We start from the raw sequence: 18828 nt of genomic DNA, 5'->3' as shown, positions 1-18828 counted from the left end.
ACACCGCGTTCGCGAGCAAGCCCGCTCCCACATTGGATTTTCATCGACCGGACTAAATCATCCGGCGCAATACCGCGCAATCTTCAGCATGCCAATCCGCCAGCTCCGGCCACGGGTTTTCCGGCAGATTGACCAGCACAGTCTTCGTCCCCGCCGCCCGCCCGCAATCCAGATCAAACCGGTAATCACCGACCATCACCATCTCTTGCGGCGCCACTTCCCACGCTCGCGCCAGCTTCAACAAACCACCCGGGTCAGGCTTGGGCGGCGCATCATCACGCCCCAGCACATCCTCGGCTGCAAAGCAGTCCGCCAGGCCGATCGCCTGCAATGTCACATGGGCCAGCTCCCGTGCATTGCGCGTCAGGATGCCCAGGCGATAACCCCGCCCGGCCAATTCCCGCACCAACTCCACCGCCCCCTCCGCCGCCACCGAACCCAGCGCCAACTCGCGCTCATGCGCAAGCAACCACGCATGCTTGGCCGCTGCTTCATCGGCGGGCAACGCCGCCAGGTGCGTAAGAATGTCGTCAGTCGCCGGAATATCCAGGGCCACGCGGATCGCCGCAAAATCATGCACGGCCACCGTCAGGGTGCCATCCATGTCGAACACCCAGTGCTTCACATCACTGAGGCTCATGCCCAATCCTTGCGATGACGAATCAAGCCTTCCTGGGTGACCGATGCCACCAGTTGCCCGGCGCGGTTGTACACGCTGCCCCGGGAGAACCCACGGGAATTGCCGGCCCATGGGCTGTCCATGGCGTAGAGCAACCAGTCATCGGCACGCAGGTCGGCGTGGAACCACAGCGCGTGGTCGAGGCTGGCGACTTGCATGTCTTTCTGCCACACGGTCTTGCCGTGGGGCAGCAGCGAGGTGGTCAGCAGGCCGAAGTCCGAAGCGTAGGCCAGCAGGTATTTGTGCAGCGCCGGCGAGTCGGCCAGGGCGCCGTCCGCACGAAACCACACGTATTTGACCGGGTCGGACGGCTGCGGGTTGTACGGGTCTTTCTCAGTCACCGGCCTTACTTCGATTGGCTTGGGGCACAGCAGCTTTTCGCGCATGTGCTCGGGAATCAGGTGCGCACGCTGCTGGGTCAGTTCCAGCTCCGAGGGCAGGTTTTCCGGACCAACCACCGCAGGCATGGTGGTCTGGTGCTCGAAGCCTTCTTCGTCGTACTGGAACGAAGCGCTGCAGGTGAAGATCGGGTTGCCCTTCTGGATCGCCGTCACCCGGCGCGTGCTGAAACTGCCGCCATCGCGCACCCGGTCAACCGAATACACCACCGGCAACGCCGCATCGCCGGGGCGCAGGAAGTAACCGTGCAACGAATGCACATGCCGCGCCTCTTCAACGGTCTGGCTGGCCGCCGACAGCGACTGGCCGAGCACCTGGCCGCCGAACAGCTGGCGAAAGCCCAGGTCCTGGCTGCGGCCGCGAAAGAGGTTTTCCTCGATCGGTTCCAGGGTCAGCAGGTCCACCAGATCTTCCAACACTTGGCTCATAGAGCATCTCCTACAACAATCTATTGGGCATTCCGGGCTGCTTATCCGTGCAGCGTGTCCAACCATTGGGCGCGGGTGATGCGATACAACACATGATGCCGCAAGGGGTCATCGGCTGCGACCTTGGGGTGTTCAAAATCTGCCAGGGGATCGTAATGCATACCGATGGCCTGCATGACTTTTTGTGATGGCAGATTGGCTTTAGTGGTAAACGAAACGATTTCGTCCAGCTTCAGCCGGTCGAAACCACAGCGCAGGGCAGTCCAGGCGGCTTCGCTGGCGTAACCCAGGCCCCAGTGTTCCCTGGCCAGGCGCCAGCCGATCTCCACCGCCGGAGTGAACGGGGCCTCGAAGCTCACATTCAGCAAGCCGGTGAGGCCGATGAACTCGCCGCTGTCCTTGCGCTGCAAGGCCCACAGGCCAAAACCGTACTCGGCAAAATGGCCGCGAATACGCCCGATCAGCGCAGCACTTTCCAGGCGGCTCAAGGTGGCCGGGAAATACCGCATCACCTGCGGGTCGGCGCACATGCGCGCAAACTCCGGCAAGTCGGCATCGCTCCATTGGCGCAGCACCAGGCGTGCGCTTTCCAATTGCAGTATCGGCTCCATTGGTCCCCCTCCCTTGCCATGTGCGTGAGTGTAACGCGCTGTTAAGATCCGTCGCTGGTTCCCGTCAGAAATCGCCATGCCCTTGCCATTGATCTACCACGACGACTACAGCCCCGAGTTCCCGGCAGACCACCGCTTCCCCATGGATAAATTCCGCCTGCTGCGTGACCACCTGGTGGAGAGCGGCCTGACACGGGACAGCCAACTGCTGCGCCCGGAACTCTGCCCCGCCGAGATTCTGGCCCTGGCCCATGAACCTGGGTATATCGAACGCTACATGAGCGGCGAGTTGTCGCGCGAAGACCAACGGCGCCTTGGCCTGCCTTGGAGCGAAGCCCTGGCCCGACGCACCGTGCGCGCGGTGGGCGGTTCGTTGCTGGCCGCCGAGCAGGCCCTGGAACACGGCCTGGCCTGCCACCTGGCCGGCGGCACCCACCACGCCCACTACGATTACCCGGCGGGTTTCTGCATCTTCAATGACCTGGCCGTGATCAGCCATTACCTGCTGGCCAGCGGGCGGGTCAACCGGGTGCTGATCTTCGACTGCGACGTGCACCAGGGCGACGGCACCGCACGCATCCTCCACGACACCCCGGATGCAATCACCGTGTCCCTGCACTGCGAAAAGAACTTCCCCGCGCGCAAGGCGCAAAGCGACTGGGACATCCCGCTGCCCATGGGCATGGGCGACGCGGACTACCTCAAGGTGGTCGACGATGCCCTCAACTACCTGCTGCCGCTGTATCAGCCCGACCTGGTGCTGTATGACGCCGGCGTGGATGTACACAAGGACGACGCCCTCGGCTACCTCAAGCTGACAGACCAAGGCGTCGCCGCCCGCGATGAAAGCGTGATGCGCCACTGCCTGGGCCGCGATATTCCGGTGGTCGGGGTGATCGGCGGCGGCTACAGCAAAGACCGTCCTGCCCTGGCCCGTCGCCACGGGATCCTGCACCACAGCGCGCAGCGCGTCTGGACGTCATCAGGCTGTCATTGAGTTATGCGCGTTACCCACAATCGCTGTGGAACTGCCTGTGGATAACCTGAGTGAAAGCCCCTGCAGGCCATAAGCCGCCTGGCCTGCAGAAGGCTGTATGTTTTTTGATCAGGCAGCATGAGCATCCTCGGGTAGAATGCTCGGCCTACTTTGCCGAACCGCAGTTATCCCCATGCCCCAGACTCAAACCCCATCTCAACACGTCATCATCATCGGCGGCGGCCCGGCCGGGCTGATGGCCGCCGAAGTGTTGAGCCAGGCCGGGATCCGGGTCGACCTGTACGACGGCATGCCCTCGGTAGGCCGCAAGTTCCTGCTGGCGGGCGTGGGCGGCATGAACATCACCCATTCCGAACCGTACCCGGCGTTTCTGGCGCGCTATGCCGAACGGGCGCCGTGCATGGCGCCGTTGCTGCGTCAGTTCGGTGCCGATGCGTTGTGCGAATGGATACACGGGTTGGGGATTGAAACCTTTATCGGCAGCTCCGGCCGGGTGTTTCCTACTGACATGAAAGCCGCCCCGCTGCTGCGGGCCTGGCTCAAGCGCCTGCGCGACCAGGGCGTAGTTATCCACACCCGCCATCGCTGGCTGGGTTGGAATGCCGATGGCAGCCTGCTTATCCACAGCCCCGAGGGCGAAAAAAGCGTACGCGGTGATGCAGTGTTGCTGGCCTTGGGCGGCGGCAGTTGGTCGCGCTTGGGCTCGGATGGGGCGTGGCTGAAGTTGCTGGAAGACAAAGGCGTGCCTTACGCGGCGTTGCAACCGAGCAACTGTGGCTTCGAGGTGTCGGCCTGGAGCGAGTTGATGGTCAGCAAATTCGCCGGGGCACCGCTGAAAAACGTCGCCATTGGCCTGGCAGACGACAAGCCACGGCTGGGGGAATGTGTGGTCACCGCCACGGGCATCGAAGGCAGCCTGATCTATGCGTTGTCGGCACCGATTCGTGAGGCGATCAACCGGGATGGATCGGCCACGGTGCACATTGACCTGTTGCCGAGTAAGCCACTGGACAAGGTGATCGCAGCGCTGAGCAAGCCGCGCGGCTCACGCTCGATGAGCAAGCATTTGCACAGTCAGTTGGGACTGGATGGGGTGAAGGCGGCGCTTTTGCGCGAGCTGTCACCGGCGGAGCACTTCAATGATCCGGCGCAGCTGGCGGTGGATATCAAGGCGCTGCCGCTGACGCTGGTGAAAACCCGGCCAATGGATGAAGCCATCAGTACCGCAGGCGGCGTGCCGTTTGAGGCGCTGGATGAACGCTTGATGATCAAGCAATTGCCGGGCGTTTTTTGCGCAGGCGAGATGCTGGACTGGGAAGCGCCGACGGGCGGGTATTTGCTGACGGGGTGTTTTGCCAGCGGGCAGGCGGCAGGGCGCGGTGTTCTTGAGTGGTTGAGGCCGGCCACCCCGGCATGACCCACTCACCCCATCACCGCCCGGCAGCAAAGTTACCTCTGACTCAACTGGCTGTTAAATCGGGATAGGCACGTTTAAAAGCTGTTACTTGCTTCTGCAGGAAAGCATCCTCTTCAGGCAGTAAAATTTTCAGATTTTCTATATAACCTGAATACGCACTGAAGAGTCTGGAAGGATCGCCGTGTTTCAAATCGTTCCATTCCTGCTTGAAGGCGTAGCTGAGTTTCTGGCCCTCTTCCTGACTGGTATAAAGCATATCCTGTAGATACTTATCCAATGGCGCCCTTATCTCAGGACTGATCGAATAATTAGCCTCATACAACGACATCAACTCTCTGAACGAATGGATTGCCTGCCCATACTCGCCGCGCGCCGCATGGTCTTCAACCCGGGACCTTAATTCGGCCACACGCAACTCTACCTGCTTGAAAGCTTTCTCGTCAGCGGCCTTGCCTTTCTTGATTTCGCCGTCTACAACAACGCCGCCGATAATGCCCGCCGCCGCCAGGACCGGCAAAACAAAAGGTACTAAAAACACAGCCATATCTACATCTCCATCTAAGTTCGTCATTCAGAAATCAGTTTCTGACTCAACCTCAGTGGAAATGAAGCATTTTAAGTTCCAGCACTTAAACACGGCGACAATTACAAAAAATATCCAAATCACAAGCAATAACTCATCAAGGATGACGAGGCACAACTTGACGCGAGCGGAATTGCTCCGCTCACGGTAGTCACTATGCGTTTACTTGATAACCAACAAGCCCTACTTCTTTTTCCGCGGCCCGGTGTTAAACACGGGCACCTTACGCACTGGCTTGATCGAAGGCTCGACCGGCGTCGCCTCCCCGCTGTCCACCCACTTGCCCAGGTTACGCTTGCCACCACCGCCGCCCGAAGCCTTGGGTTTCTTCGGCTTTTTCGGCTTCTTCACCACCTGACCAGTGGCATCGGTATCCGGCACACGGTGCTCCGGTTCGAAGTCCTGCTCCATCTTGCGGGTCAACGTCTGACGGGTCAGCATCTCGATGGCCGACAGCATGTTCACTTCATCGGCGCACACCAGGGAAATCGCCTCACCGGTGTTGCCCGCACGACCGGTACGGCCGATGCGGTGGATGTAGTCCTCGGCCACGATCGGCAGGTCAAAGTTGACCACCAGCGGCAAGTCTTCGATATCCAGGCCACGGGCCGCCACGTCGGTGGCCACCAGGATCTGCACGTCGCTGCTCTTGAAGCGATCCAGCGCACGCTGGCGCGTGGCTTGTGGCTTGTCGCCGTGAATCCCGTCGGCATTGATGCCCAGGCCCTGGAGTTTTTCCACCAGCGCGTCCACACCGTTACGGGTCTTGGCGAACACCAGCACCTGCTTCCAGCGGCCCTTGCGCATCAGGTGCACAAACAGCTCGGCCTTGCGCTTCTTGTCCACCGGCACCACCCATTGCTTGACGGTGTTGGCGGCGACGTTGCGCGGGCTGACTTCGACGGTCAGCGGGTCGTTGAGCATCTGCCCGGCCAACTGGCGGATCTCGTCGGAGAAGGTTGCGGAGAACAGCAAGGTCTGGCGTTTTTTCGGCAGCATGCGGTAGATGTTCGCCAGTTCTTCGGAGAAGCCCAGGTCGAGCATGCGGTCAGCTTCATCCAGCACCAGGGTTTGCAGCTGGTTGAGTTTCAGCGCGTTCTGGCGGAACAGGTCGATCAGGCGGCCAGGGGTGGCGACCAGCACATCAACGCCTTTGCGCAGCTTCATCATCTGCGGGTTGATGCTCACGCCGCCGTACACGGCGTAAGTGGTCAGCGGCACGTTTTGGGCGTACTCGGCGACGCTCGCATGAACCTGCTCGGCCAGTTCGCGGGTCGGGCACAGGATCAGCGCGCGCACCGAGTTGACGCTGACTTTCGGCCCTTCCATGGTCAGCAGTTGCAGCAGCGGCACGGCGAAACCGGCGGTCTTGCCGGTGCCGGTCTGGGCCGCAGCCATCAGGTCACGGCCTGCCAGCACCGCCGGAATGGCTTGCGCCTGCACCGGCGTCGGGGTCTGGTAGCCAAGCGTCTCAAGGGCGCGCAGCAAGGGTTCGATCAGGCCAAGTGTGGCGAAAGTCATGGAAATACCGTAGGAAAAAGTCAGCGCAAGGTCGCAATGCGCGGCAGTTTACCTTATTTCCGGTTTTGGCTTTCGCCACTGTGGCAGGCTGATCAGCAGCACCGCGCTGATAATCACCAACATCGCCAGGGCTTCTTCCGTGCCGATGGTCTCACCGACAAACACAATCCCGAGCAACACCGCCACCGCCGGGTTGACGTAGGCATAGCTGGTGGCCGCCGCCGGGCGTACGTGCTTGAGCAGGTACATATAGGCATTGAAGGCGATGATCGAGCCGAACACGGTCAAGTACGCCAGGGCCAGCCAGCCTTCCAGCGGCGGCATGGCTTGCAGGTGTTCGCCGCTGACGGCACTGAGCAACAGCAGCACGAAACCTGCGATCAGCATCTCCGCCGCACTGGCCATCGCGCCTTGAGGCAGCGGCAAATGCTTGCTCCACACCGAACCAAAGGCCCAGGCCGCCGCCGCAAAAATCAGCAAGGCCGCACCGGTGGGGCTCGATTGCAGGTTGGAGCCCATATTGAGCATGGCGATGCCGATAATTCCCAGCACCACCCCGGCCCATTCCAGACGGGTATTGCGCGCGCCCCAGAAATAACCACAGAGCAAGGTGAACAACGGCACCGTCGCCACCGCCAACGCGGCCACGCCGGAAGCCACGCCCGTATGTTCGGCCACACTGACCGCACCGTTGCCGAAGGTCAGCAGCAAAATGCCGATCTTCGCGGCAGCCTTCCACTGCACCCACGTCGGCGCCGGGGCCCCACGCCAGCGCAGGAAGGCATACATCAGCGCGCCCGCCGTCATAAAGCGAATCCCCGCCAGCAACAGCGGCGGCCAGTACTCCACACCAATGCGAATCACCAGGTAGGTAGACCCCCAGATCACATACAACGCAAAAAAGGCGGCGATCAACGGTAAGGGAAAGCGACGTGGGCCAGGCATTGGGCAGCTCTGTGGCAGGACAAGGGAGCGTTATTTTAGAAATCCCCGGCCGTAAACATAAGTTACAAAACCTGTTTAAAGCGCCAGTACACTTTTCAAAACATGGTTATCAAGGCTATAAACCGTGCTTTCGAAAGCTATGCATTCCCGGAGCCTTATCATGGACAAATACGACCGTATGCTTCTCAGCGCCCTGCTGGAAGACGGCCGCGCGTCCTACGCGCAACTGGCGCGCACCGTGAACCTGTCCGCACCCGCCGTGGCTGAGCGAGTGGCGAAACTGGAAGCCAGTGGTGTGATTACCGGGTATCAGGCCAAGGTCGACCTGTCGAAGGTGGGGTTGCCGATCCAGTGCGTGATTGAGTTGCGGTTGACCAATCATGGGAGCCAGAAGGTTTACGACGCGCTTTCGGAAATTCCCGAGTTGACTGAATGCCATCGGGTGACGGGCGATCCGTGCGTGATCATGCAGGCGGCGGTGGGCTCGATGCCGGAGCTGGAGAACCTGATCAATCGGGTGGCGAAATTCGGGTTCAGCAAGACCTCGATCATCTTGTCGAGCGCGATAGAGCGGCGGGTGCCGTTGGGGCAGTTGGAGGGGAATGGGAAGAGTGACAACTGAACACGCCGCTCTGCAGCTCGTTCCCACGCTCTGCGTGGGAACGCATCCGGTGACGCTCTGCGTCACGACTTCAAGAGCGGACGCAGAGCGTCCAGGGCGGCATTCCCACGCGGAGCGTGGGAACGATCGCCATAGTTGACCGAGTTGCCTGAAACACCCTCGCTCAACTGTGGGAGCTGGCTTGCCTGCGATGACGTCAGTAGCTTCACTGATTCGAAGGTGATGGTGGATCGGTCGCTGGACTGCTTACAGCCTCGATAACACCGCAAAACTAATGTGGGAGCGGGCTTGCTCGCGAATGCGGTGTGTCAGTCAGCGCATGTGTTTGCTGATACTCCGTATTCGCGAGCAAGCCCGCTCCCACATTTGGATCTTCGTCATGTTGAAGATGGAGTTCTGCTCAAGCGACTTAGAACCCGCGATGCTTCTTCAGATGATCATTGATCTTCGCCGCCGGAACCTTCTGCAAGCTGCACAGCAATTCGTGTGACAACTCCCGCAACCCGTGGGTGCGCCGCAGTTCCTCGGCCAGGTGAGCGGTAAGGTTCGCCGCCATCTCCGCGTCCGCCATCGCCCGGTGAGCCTTGCCGGTGTGGGGCAGTTGGGCAAACGAGGTCAGGGTACCCAGCTTGTGGTTCGGCGCCGCCGGCATCAAGCGTCGCGCCAGCAATAGCGAACAGGCAAACTTCTGCAAACGCGTACGCCGGATCAACCCCAGCTCGAAATCCCAGAACTTCTGGTCAAACGCGGCGTTGTGGGCCAGCAGCGGCGTGGTGCCGACAAACTCGTTCACCTCGTTCATCACCCGCTCCGCCGACGGTGCGGTGCGCAGCATGGCGTTGCTGATGCCGGTCAGTTGCTCGATAAACCCCGGCACACGCACACCAGCGTTCATCAGGCTCTGGTAGCGGTCCACGATCTGGCCCTGCTCCAGGATGACCACGGCGATTTCCGTGGCCCGGCAGCTGCTGCTCGGCTGGATGCCGGTGGTTTCAAAGTCGATGACCGCTATACGTTCCAAACCTGTTCCAACTCCGTCAAAAATCTATTTAAGCAGCAACGCGCCTTCAATCGGCACGTAGCGGCTGGCGGCGCGTATCAATGAGTTGGCCGTCAGCCCCGGCACGCCGTAGGCCACGGCTTCGACGCCGTGCTTGCTGATGATGCGGTCCAGCAGCATGTCGAAATCACCGTCGCCGGAGGCCAGCACCACTTCGTCGACATGGGCGGCGGCGTCCATGATGTCGATGGTGATGCCCACGTCCCAGTCGCCCTTGGCCGAGCCGTCGCTGCGCTGGATGTAGGGCTTGAGCTTCACGGTAAAACCCAGGTTGCGCAGGATCTGCTGGAACTGCTGCTGTTTGCTGTCGCCACGGTCGATGGCATAGGCATACGCCTCGACAATCTGCCCGCGCTGGCTGATATCAGCCCACAGGGCGGCGTAGTTGAAGTGACAGCCGTACGCCTGGCGCACGGTGTAGTAGAGGTTTTGTACATCGGCGAACACGGCTATCTTTTTCACCGCAAATCCTCATGACACGCGCATGGACCCCGGACTCAAGGGCCCGGAAAGGTTGTCAGTATGCCAGCCACAAGGGAGTTTCCGAGAAAAATCAGCCCGGGGCGACGAAGCACCCCGGTTGAGTGTGGGTCAGACGAAGGAATCGTCGTCGCCAAAGGAGGAGGAGTCGTCGGAATAGTCGTTGTCGGCGAAGCTGTCGGAGGCGTTATCGCTGCCCCAGCTGTCGTTGCCGGCATATTTCTGGTCGTCGTTGCCCCAGTTGCCGTTGTCGCTGGCCGGGGCCGGCTCTTCGCGGATGATCTCTTCAACCACTTGCGGTTGTTGCGAGTTGTGGCTGAACAGGCTGCTGATGCCTTCTGCCAGCATCACACCACCGGCCACGCCAGCTGCGGTTTTCAGGGCGCCGCCGAGGAAACCGCTGCCAATCGGCGCTGCGGGTGCCTGTTGTGGCTGCTGATAGTTCTGCTGGGGAGCACCGTAGTTCTGCTGCGGCGCAGGTTGCCCGCCAAACGACGGACGCGCCGGTTCACGCCAGCCACCGCCCGACGACGCAGGTGCGCTCTGGGTCGGCTGCGGGTCACGGGAACCGCCGCCGAAAATGCTCGACAGGAAACCGCCACCGCTCGGTGCAGGCTGAGCCGCCTGGGACCTGGCCTGTTGCAGTTGGTCCTGCAACTCCTGGATCTGCTGGGCCTGCTGCTTGTTCTGCGCATCGAGGCTCTTGATCGCGTGCTCTTGCACCAGAATCGACTGGGTCATGTAGTACGCAGCGGCCGGTTGGCGAGTGACGTGTTCCTTGATCCGCGCTTCAGCCTGGGCGTCGCGGGGGGCTGAGTCCGTTTCGGCTTGCTGCAACCGTGAAAACAGTCCGTCGATCAGGGTTTGTTCTTCGCTGTTCATGGCGACCTCGTTAGATTGCCGGTAGAAATCTTCGCCTTGCGCACGATGTGCAAGGTACAACCCAGTTATGGGGCTGTTGCTGATTGTTTCAATGGTCTTTACGCAAGGTTTACGTTTGCTTGCATCTGCTCATGATCGGTTAAAGTAACGCCCTTGCTTTTCGGCCTGTGAAGACCCTGATGAATCCGTTAGACGTATTGCGCGACTCCTTCTTCTTTTTCAAGCGCAACCTGGGCGCCATCGTGCAGTTGTGCCTGCCACTGGTGATCCTCGAAGCCCTGCTGCAACAGGTGCTCGACCACACGCTCGGCCCAGACGCGTTTCCCGGTTACAGCGTGGTGATCGGGCTGCTGGTGTACCCGTTGTACACCGGCGCACTGATCCTGTTCCTCGACGCCCGCACCCGGGGTGAATCGCCGCGCACCCTGGATGTGCTGGCCATGGCCCTGACCCTGTGGCCGCGCTTTGCCTTGCTGACGGCAATCAGCACGCTGCTGATCCTGCTGGGCCTGTCGCTGTATTTCCTGCCCGGCCTGTGGCTGATGGTGGTGCTGGCTTTCGCCGAATACCTGCTGGTGCTGCGGGGCATGTCGGCGCTGTCGGCCATGAAGGAAAGCCTGCGCCTGACCCGTGGGCATTTCTGGCGGATCCTGGTGTGCCTGCTGTGCGTGATGACCCCGCTGTGGTTGCTCAAGGGCGCCAGCGTGGCCGTCTATCCGGACCCGAACCCGCTGCTGGGCCTGCTGATCGACAGCGCACAAAGCTTCCTGCAACTGTTCACCAGCGTGATGTTGTTCCGCCTGTTCATGTTGATTGGTGGCGACGCCGACGCGCGGTGATATGCTCCGGGCCTGTCCTGCAACGCCATAAGCCGAGCCGATGACCCGACTACTGCGCATTACCTTGCTGGGCCTGCTGATCCTCGCGGCCCTGCTGACCGGCTTGATCTACAGCCTGACCTGGCGCCCTGCCGACAAGGAAACCCTGCCCATCCGCTGCGTCGCGCCCCGTGCGCCGACCCTGCTGCCTGGGCAGGCGCTAAAGGTCATGACCTGGAACGTGCAGTACCTGGCGGGCAAGAACTACGTGTTCTGGTACGACACCCCGGACGGCAGCGGCCCGGACGACCGCCCGACCGTTGAAGACATGGCTTCAAGCCTCGACGAAGTGGCGCGGGTGATCCGCGACGAGCAGCCCGACATCCTGCTGTTGCAGGAAGTCGACGAAGGCGCCAAGCCTTCCAGCTACCAGGACCAACTGGCCTTGCTCCAGGAACGCCTGGCCGACCTCTATCCGTGCAGCGCCCAGGCCTTCGACTGGAAAGCCGACTTCGTGCCCGACCTGCATATCTTCGGCAGCGTCGGCCGCAAGCTGGTGACCATGAGCCGCTACCAGATCGAACACGCCGAGCGCCTGCAATTGCCGGTGGCACGCGCCAACCTGATCAGCCGTCAGTTCCAGCCCAAGCCCGCGTTATTGCTGACCTACCTGCCGTTGAGCGATGGCGGCCAGTTGGCCGTGCTCAATACTCGCCTGGACGGCGCGGCCCCCGGGCACAACGCCGTGCTGGAACAGGTGCAGGCGACCGTCAAGCTGGTGGATAAATTCGAGAGCCGCGGCACGCCATGGCTGATGGGTGGGGATTTCAACCTGTTGCCGCTCGGGCAATTCCTGCGCCTGGACCCCGGCAAGCGCGGGCAATACTCGCCGGACAGTGAGCTGCACCTGCTGTGGGAAAAGTACCCGATGATCCCGAGCAACAGCCAATCCAGCGGGATTGACCGGGACCAGTGGCTGACGTATTTCCCGAATGACCCAACCGTAGAGGGGCCGGATCGTACGCTGGATTACCTGTTCCACAGCTCGCGCATCAAGAAGGTTGAGAGCAAGGTGCGCCAGAGCGATACGGTGCGCATCTCCAATCATTTGCCGGTGATTGCGCGGTTCCTGTTGCCCGCCGCGCAGTAAGCCACGCGGCAAAACAGTGTGTGGCTTGTGTGGGAGCCGGGCTTGCCCGCGATGCAGGCACCTCGGTCTATCCGACAGACCGAGGTGATGCCATCGCAGGCAAGCCAGCTCCCACATTAGATCTGCGATGTACTTATTTTCTCGGCTTGATCCGGGCAGTCGGTTCAGCAATCAACGGATCATCCGGCCAGTAATGCTTCGGATACCGCCCCTTCAAATCCTTCTTCACCTCGGCGTAAGTACTGCGCCAGAAGTTCGCCAGGTCCTGCGTCACCTGCACGGGCCGTCTGGCCGGCGACAACAGGTGCAGCTTGACCACCTGCCGCCCGCCGGCAATCCGTGGAGTGTCCGCCAGCCCGAACAATTCCTGCAAGCGCACCGCCAGAATCGGCGGCTGCTCGCTGTAGTCCAGCCGCACCGACGAGCCCGACGGCACCTTCAGATGGTGCGGCGCCAGCTCGTCCAACCGCGCAGGCAACGGCCACGGCAGCAGGTTATGCAGGAAGCTGGAAATATCCAGACTGGCGAAATGGCTCAGGCGCGACACCTTGCCCAGGTAAGGCATCAACCAGTGTTCCAGGCTGGCAAGCAAGGCGCTGTCGCTGACATCCGGCCATTCACTGGCCTTGCCGCTATCCAGACCACGCAGCAGCATCACCCGCGCCTGCCATTGGCGCAGCTCCGGGGTCCAGGGCAGCAATTCCAGGCCTTTGCGCCGCACCAGGTTGACCAGCGCCTGGCTGCGGGCGGACTCGTCGAGGCCGGTCAGCGGTTCGCGGCTGAGCACCAGTTCGCCGACCTTGCGCTGGCGTTCGGCCCGCAGCACGCCCTCGCGCTCATCCCAGTCAAGCTGGTCGACATTACGCACCTGCTCGGCCAACACCGAGTCGAACAGCGCCGGATCAAAATCCGCCGCGAGGTAAATCCGTTCTTCACGCTGGCCCTGGCGGCTGCCCAGATCGGCGATCACCAGCCAGGGTTGCTTCATCAGGCTGTCGGCTTCGGCGAACAACGCGGCACGGCCGTTGGCGAGGCGGTATTCGGCACCGCCCGCCCGCCGTTGCTGGGCGACGCGGTCCGGGTAGGCCAGCGCCAGCAAGGCTCCGAGCCAGCGCGGATGATCGGGATCAGCCACCGGCTGCTCTGCCTTGCCTCTTAAATAGCCACGGTATTGCCGCGCCAGTTGCCGAGCACGCTGCACGCCGCCCTGGGTGCCACGGGCCTTTTCTTCACCGGATAACAGGGCCAGGCGGCTGTGCAAATCCGCACCGGCACCACGCAGGATATCGCGCTCACCCAACAGTGCCGCCACGTCACAGGCCATGCTCGCCAGGCCCAGATCCTGACCACGCAGCAGCAAATGAGCGATTCGCGGGTGCGCCGGCAACCCGGCCATTTTCTGGCCGTGGGCGGTCAGCTTGGTATCGCTCAACGCTCCGAGGCGCTCGAGCAAATCCTGGGCCTGTGCATAAGCCGCGGTGGGCGGAACGTCGAGCCATACCAACTGAGTAGGCGCCACACCCCAGCGGCCCAATTGCAGGGCCAAACCGGAAAGATCCGCCGAGAGAATTTCCGCACTGGAATACGCCGCCAGCCCTTCATGTTGGTCTTCGGACCACAACCGATAACACACCCCCGGCTCCAGTCGCCCTGCCCGGCCGGCACGCTGGGTGGCGCTGGCGCGGGAGATGCGCTGGGTGTCGAGACGGGTCATGCCGCTGCCCGGGTCGAAGCGCGGGACCCGCGCCAGCCCGGCGTCGATCACCACGCGCACGCCGTTGATGGTCAGGCTGGTCTCGGCAATGTTGGTGGCCAGCACCACTTTGCGCTTGCCGGCGGGCGCCGGGTCGATGGCGGCGCGCTGGGCGGCCAGGTCCAGTTCGCCGTGCAGCGGGCATAGCAGCACATCGGGGTTATCGCCCAGCGCGTCAGCCAATTGCTGATTAACCCGACGAATCTCGGCCTGCCCCGGCAGGAACACCAGCACGCTGCCGGTTTCATCATGCAGGGCTTCAAGGATGGTCTGCACCAACCGCGGTTCGATAAATTCACCGGGCTGGAATGGCCGGCCCCAGCGCATCTGCACCGGGTACATGCGCCCTTCGCTGCGCAGGATCGGCGCGTCGTCCAGCAAGCCGGCCAGGCGTTCGCCTTCCAGGGTGGCGGACATCAGCAGGATCTTCAGTGGCTGCTCGTCGCGAAACAGGTCTCGACCATTGAGACTAAGGGCCAGCGCCAGATCGGCGTCCAGGCTGCGTTCGTGGAATTCGTCGAAGATCAACAAACCCACGCCGTCGAGTGCCGGGTCATCCTGCAGGCGCAGAGTGAGGATGCCTTCGGTGACCACTTCGATGCGGGTGTTGGGGCCGACCTTACTGTCGAGGCGAATGCGGTAGCCGACGGTTTCGCCGACCTTTTCTCCCAACTCGCTGGCCAGCCTTTCTGCCGCTGCACGGGCGGCCAGGCGGCGGGGCTCGAGCATCAGGATGGTTTGCCCGGCCAGCCAGGGTTCATTCAACAGCGCCAATGGCACCCGTGTGGTTTTACCGGCGCCGGGCGGTGCTTCGAGCACGGCTTCATGGCGCGTCGCCAGGGCGTCACGCAGGGCGGGTAAAACATCATCGATTGGCAACGAATTCATACTGGCTCCAAAGCAGAGCGGCGAGTATAACGGCGAACTGCCGGGTGTCGGTGATGGTCTCAACGACACGCCCCCGTCCTGACTGGAATGCGGCCAGCTCCCACACTTGATCATCGTCGCCTTGTAGACTGGCTTATAGTCATTTTCATTATGTTCAAGGAGAGTCCCATGCGTGTTGCTTCCCGTGTTATCGGCGGTGTTCTGGCCGTCACCCTGCTGAGCCAGTTGACGGCCTGCGGCTCGATTTTCTACCCCGACCGCCGGGGCCAGATCGACGGCAAGATCGACCCGGCAATTGCCGTGCTCGATGCGGTCGGCCTGCTGTTCTACGTGATCCCGGGCCTGATCGCCTTTGGTGTCGACTTCGCCACCGGCGCGATCTACTTCGAGCCGGGCAAAACCGCCCAGGTAGCTCCGGAAAAACTCCAGCAAGCCATCGGCGCCGACGGCAAGGTCGATAACGCCAAGCTGCAAACCATCATCCAGAAAGAAACCGGGCGCAATCTGCCGCTGGACGACCCGCGCATGATCCAGTTCAAGGGCAGCGTGCAACAACTCGCCACCCTGGGCCTGCAACCCGCCGCTTAAGGACTGACCCGCCCCATGACCACCAGTCCCGAACACGCCCGGCTGTTGCGCCTGGCCACCCGCGCTTCCGTCGGCGTGGCCTGTGTGCTGATTGTGACCAAGGCCATCGCCTGGTGGCTCAGCGGCTCGGTGAGCATGCTCGCCGGGCTGACCGACTCGCTGCTCGACGGCGTTACCTCGCTGCTCAACTTGCTGGCCGTGCACTACGCGTTGCGCCCGGCGGATGACGATCACCGGTATGGCCACGGCAAGGCGGAATCCCTGTCGGGCATGGCCCAGGCGTTGTTCATCGCCGGCAGTGCGGTGTTGATCGCCTTCCAGGCGTTCCAGCGTTTGCAGCATCCGGAACCTGTGGGCGCGCCATGGCTGAGTATTGGCGTGATCGTTCTGTCCCTGGCGTTGACGGCGGCGCTGCTGATCCTGCAATACCGGGTGATCCGCGAAACCGGCTCCAACGCCATCCGCGCCGACTCGCTGCACTATCGCTCAGACATGATGCTCAACGGCAGCATCCTGGTGGCGCTGGTGCTGGCGGCGTTTGGTTTTCATCAAGTGGACGCCTGGTTCGGCCTGGGCATCGCGGCCTACATTTTGTGGAGCGCCATCCAGATCGCCCGGGAAAGTTTTTCGGTGCTGATGGACGAGGAACTGCCGCCGGATGTCAGCCAGCACATGCTGGAACTGGCGTGCAGCGTGCCCGGTGTATTGGGTGCCCATGACCTGCGCACGCGGATTTCCGGCAGCCACTGGTTCGTGCAGTTGCACCTGGAGTTACCGGGGGAATTGAGTTTGTCCGTGGCCCACGGCATCAGCGATCAAGCCGCCGATGCCATCCACAACGCCTACCCGCGAGCCGAAGTGCTGGTGCACGCCGACCCGCAGGAAGTGGTCAAGGGCGCGAAGGCCTAGTACTGCACCTGATAGCCGCGACTGCTCAGGCAGTTGCCCTGGGCCTGGCGGTAGGTTTGCACCACGGCCGGGTCGGGGGCGTAGGTGACGGTCCTTGGGTCAAAGCCACTTTGTTGCACCGCCCAGCGATAGCAGCCGTAACCGTCCTGCTGGACCTGCGCCGGTGACTGGCCGTTGGCCGGGTAAGCCACCACGTCATAACCATTGCCCTGGGGCACGGGCTGCGGCGCTGGCGCGGCGGGTGGCGGCTGCACCACAACGTACTGCTGGCTGCTTTCTTCGTAGGTGTAATAGGCACCGGCGGCGAGGAAGAACAGCGCACTGCCCACCCACACTTCCCGCGCGTAGTCGGGCAGGTATTGCACGCGAATCCCGTAAGGCGGCGTCACGACGACATAGCGCGGGCCTTGTGGGCGATACCAGTAGCCACCCGAGAAGAAGTAGTCCTGCCCGCGATACGGCACGCGGTAATTGCGGTCGGGGAAGCGGTCGACGATGTAACCCGGACGGTATTGCGGGCCTGGGCCCCAGCCATTGCCGTGCCCGTCGGGGCGGCCTGGCCAGCGGTGATCGTTGGGGTGGTTATTGCCACCGCCGTTACCCCCGTTGAAGCCGGGCCGGCCCGGGCCACCCTGGCCGCCATTGCCGGCCTGCCAATGCTGGTTGCCGTCGTTGCGACGCGGGATGTCCTGGTAATTGCCGGGACGCGGTTCCTGGGTCTGGCGCACGGTGTCCGGGCGACCCTGGATCGGCAGGTTATTGGCCGGCTGCGGCGCCGGGTGCGGAGGTTGCTGTTGATTGCCTTGCGGGCGACCTTGCCACTGGCCACCTCCGTTCGGGCGCTCAATGTTCTGGTTCTGCGGCCGTGGCTGATTGTTTTCGAAATGCTGATTCTGCGGACGCGGCTGATTGTTCTCGGGCCGAGGGGCTACAGGGCGCGGTTGACTATTTTGTGGTCGCGGTTGGTTGTTCTGCGGCCGAGGCTGATTATTGCCTGGATGCCCTTCCGGGCCTCTTTCATGCTGACCACCGCCTTCCTGGCGTGGCGGGTCGTCGGCCATCACTTGCGCACCAACGCTCATCATCAGCAAACCAACACCTGCCAAACGCCAGATGCGCTTCATGCTATTCCTCACTGCGGATTAGGGCCTACACGTAAGACTGGAAAACCGGGGCCCGGTTCTGCGAGAGGTTATCAGTCACGAGAAGTATTTTCGCAGGCAATAAAAAGGGGCGACCCGTCGGTCGCCCCTTGAGAACTTCGTCCTGGCTCAACGCTTTTGACGTTGGCTCACCTCACGCCGTCTTGTGGACAGTGTGCAGCCCGGGGGCCGGGGCAACCCTGTGGGGTTGGCGGCCGCAGCCGGCCTTATTGGCGGGCTGCAGTGGACTGTATGTCCGGGCAGTGATTCTGTTGATAACTCTACGCCTCGGCCTCGGGCAGATGATTGCGAAGATTGCGTCAATAAACAGTGCTTGCGCAATTTTTAACCCTGGATAGATAATTCACCGCAATAGTTACGACAAAGGCCAGCCCCATGAGCAAACTTGACCGATACGACCTGAGTATTTTGGCGGAATTGCAGCGCGACGCGAGGATCTCCAACCAGGAGTTGGCCGAGCGCATCGGCCTGTCGCCTTCGCCGTGCTCACGCCGGGTCAAGCAACTCGAAGACGACGGCTACATCGCCCGCCAGGTCGCCTTGCTCGACCGCAAGATGCTCGGCCTGAGTCTCACGGCCTACGTGCTGATCGGCATGGACCGACACACCCCCGAACGTTTCGAGAACTTCGAAGCGGCCATCCGCACCTTGCCGCAAGTGCTGGAGTGCAGCCTGGTGACCGGGATGGACGCCGACTATCAGCTGAAAGTGGTGGTGCCAGACATGGATCACTACCAGAAGCTGCTGCTGGGCCACCTGACCCGCATCGAAGGCGTCACCAGCGTGCGTTCAAGCTTTGTGCTGAACCAGGTGCTCAACAGCACCGAGCTGCCGCTGACCCACCTGCGCACTTAAGACCAGCGCGGAACAAATGTGGGAGCGGGCTTGCTCGCGAATGCGGTGTGCCAGGCTCCGAATGTGCTGACTGATCCACC

General features: G+C 62.0%; 19 protein-coding genes. 8 read left to right on the top strand and 11 right to left on the bottom strand.

The window, feature by feature from the left end:
• Positions 1-52: 52 nt before the first annotated feature.
• From HX815_RS24255 to HX815_RS24245, 3 genes are read right to left on the bottom strand one after another with little or no spacing between them, the layout of a single operon-like run.
• A complete protein-coding gene (locus HX815_RS24255) occupies positions 53-640 on the bottom strand; it encodes an HAD family hydrolase (protein WP_177021504.1) in 588 nt (195 codons plus the stop codon).
• Positions 637-1506, bottom strand: coding sequence for an acyl-CoA thioesterase II (tesB, locus tag HX815_RS24250; RefSeq protein ID WP_177028997.1), 870 nt, complete (start codon positions 1504-1506; stop codon positions 637-639). Before tesB ends, HX815_RS24255 begins: the two co-directional genes overlap by 4 nt.
• Positions 1507-1547: 41 nt before the next feature.
• Positions 1548-2117 carry a GNAT family N-acetyltransferase gene (locus HX815_RS24245; RefSeq protein WP_177028996.1) on the bottom strand — a complete coding sequence of 190 codons (570 nt, stop codon included), beginning with the start codon at positions 2115-2117 and terminating at the stop codon, positions 1548-1550.
• 76 nt (positions 2118-2193) lie between these two features.
• On the opposite strand from HX815_RS24245, the gene HX815_RS24240 reads away from it, so the two are divergent.
• Both HX815_RS24240 and HX815_RS24235 read left to right on the top strand, forming a co-directional pair.
• Complete coding sequence (locus tag HX815_RS24240) at positions 2194-3114, top strand: histone deacetylase (RefSeq protein ID WP_008436610.1); 921 nt, start codon at positions 2194-2196, stop codon at positions 3112-3114.
• A gap of 172 nt (positions 3115-3286) precedes the next feature.
• Positions 3287-4531 (top strand): TIGR03862 family flavoprotein, encoded by a 1245-nt coding sequence (locus HX815_RS24235; RefSeq protein ID WP_087693558.1) that lies wholly within the window; start codon positions 3287-3289, stop codon positions 4529-4531.
• A 43-nt stretch (positions 4532-4574) separates the two neighbouring features.
• Here HX815_RS24235 and HX815_RS24230 read toward each other — a convergent pair whose 3' ends face one another.
• The 3 genes from HX815_RS24230 to yedA all read right to left on the bottom strand — a co-directional run bounded on the left by HX815_RS24230 (position 4575) and on the right by yedA (position 7580).
• Positions 4575-5102: a hypothetical protein gene (locus tag HX815_RS24230; protein ID WP_238544249.1), complete on the bottom strand. Its 528-nt coding sequence runs from the start codon at positions 5100-5102 to the stop codon at positions 4575-4577.
• 195 nt (positions 5103-5297) lie between these two features.
• On the bottom strand, positions 5298-6635 hold the full coding sequence (locus HX815_RS24225) for a DEAD/DEAH box helicase (RefSeq protein WP_177028995.1): 1338 nt from the start codon (positions 6633-6635) through the stop codon (positions 5298-5300).
• Positions 6636-6683: 48 nt separating this feature from the next.
• Positions 6684-7580 carry a drug/metabolite exporter YedA gene (yedA, locus tag HX815_RS24220; protein ID WP_008436601.1) on the bottom strand — a complete coding sequence of 299 codons (897 nt, stop codon included), beginning with the start codon at positions 7578-7580 and terminating at the stop codon, positions 6684-6686.
• Positions 7581-7740: 160 nt separating this feature from the next.
• On the opposite strand from yedA, the gene HX815_RS24215 reads away from it, so the two are divergent.
• Positions 7741-8202 carry an Lrp/AsnC family transcriptional regulator gene (locus HX815_RS24215; RefSeq protein ID WP_177028994.1) on the top strand — a complete coding sequence of 154 codons (462 nt, stop codon included), beginning with the start codon at positions 7741-7743 and terminating at the stop codon, positions 8200-8202.
• A 409-nt stretch (positions 8203-8611) separates the two neighbouring features.
• Here HX815_RS24215 and HX815_RS24210 read toward each other — a convergent pair whose 3' ends face one another.
• From HX815_RS24210 to HX815_RS24200, 3 genes are all read right to left on the bottom strand, one after another.
• On the bottom strand, positions 8612-9223 hold the full coding sequence (locus HX815_RS24210; RefSeq protein ID WP_003215504.1) for a PolC-type DNA polymerase III: 612 nt from the start codon (positions 9221-9223) through the stop codon (positions 8612-8614).
• A gap of 24 nt (positions 9224-9247) precedes the next feature.
• Positions 9248-9724, bottom strand: coding sequence for an NYN domain-containing protein (locus HX815_RS24205; protein WP_003215502.1), 477 nt, complete (start codon positions 9722-9724; stop codon positions 9248-9250).
• Positions 9725-9853: 129 nt separating this feature from the next.
• Complete coding sequence (locus HX815_RS24200; RefSeq protein WP_177028993.1) at positions 9854-10624, bottom strand: DUF2076 domain-containing protein; 771 nt, start codon at positions 10622-10624, stop codon at positions 9854-9856.
• A 179-nt stretch (positions 10625-10803) separates the two neighbouring features.
• On the opposite strand from HX815_RS24200, the gene HX815_RS24195 reads away from it, so the two are divergent.
• Complete coding sequence (locus tag HX815_RS24195) at positions 10804-11463, top strand: YciC family protein (protein WP_177028992.1); 660 nt, start codon at positions 10804-10806, stop codon at positions 11461-11463.
• A 40-nt stretch (positions 11464-11503) separates the two neighbouring features.
• Complete coding sequence (locus tag HX815_RS24190) at positions 11504-12592, top strand: endonuclease/exonuclease/phosphatase family protein (RefSeq protein WP_134327357.1); 1089 nt, start codon at positions 11504-11506, stop codon at positions 12590-12592.
• Between the two features lie 133 nt (positions 12593-12725).
• Here the strand turns inward: HX815_RS24190 and hrpB are convergent, their stop codons facing one another.
• On the bottom strand, positions 12726-15233 hold the full coding sequence (gene hrpB, locus HX815_RS24185; RefSeq protein WP_177028991.1) for an ATP-dependent helicase HrpB: 2508 nt from the start codon (positions 15231-15233) through the stop codon (positions 12726-12728).
• A gap of 168 nt (positions 15234-15401) precedes the next feature.
• Here hrpB and HX815_RS24180 point away from each other — a divergent pair, with 168 nt between their 5' ends.
• Together HX815_RS24180 and HX815_RS24175 are read left to right on the top strand one after the other, a co-directional pair.
• Entirely contained in the window at positions 15402-15821 is a 420-nt protein-coding gene (locus HX815_RS24180; protein ID WP_003215492.1) for a hypothetical protein, read from the top strand.
• Between the two features lie 15 nt (positions 15822-15836).
• Positions 15837-16730 (top strand): cation diffusion facilitator family transporter, encoded by an 894-nt coding sequence (locus HX815_RS24175; RefSeq protein WP_087693591.1) that lies wholly within the window; start codon positions 15837-15839, stop codon positions 16728-16730.
• On the opposite strand, the gene HX815_RS24170 is transcribed toward HX815_RS24175, so the two are convergent.
• On the bottom strand, positions 16727-17854 hold the full coding sequence (locus HX815_RS24170; RefSeq protein ID WP_177028990.1) for a DUF6515 family protein: 1128 nt from the start codon (positions 17852-17854) through the stop codon (positions 16727-16729). The genes HX815_RS24175 and HX815_RS24170 overlap by 4 nt on opposite strands.
• Positions 17855-18268: 414 nt before the next feature.
• On the opposite strand from HX815_RS24170, the gene HX815_RS24165 reads away from it, so the two are divergent.
• On the top strand, positions 18269-18748 hold the full coding sequence (locus HX815_RS24165) for an Lrp/AsnC family transcriptional regulator (RefSeq protein WP_003194418.1): 480 nt from the start codon (positions 18269-18271) through the stop codon (positions 18746-18748).
• The last annotated feature ends 80 nt before the right edge of the window (positions 18749-18828 follow it).

Origin of the sequence: Pseudomonas sp. E6002 (assembly GCF_013385565.1) — a bacterium.
Taxonomy (GTDB): Bacteria; Pseudomonadota; Gammaproteobacteria; order Pseudomonadales; family Pseudomonadaceae; genus Aquipseudomonas.
Note: the sequence above shows the minus strand (reverse complement) of the source record. Positions and strands in the feature narration are given on the sequence as shown.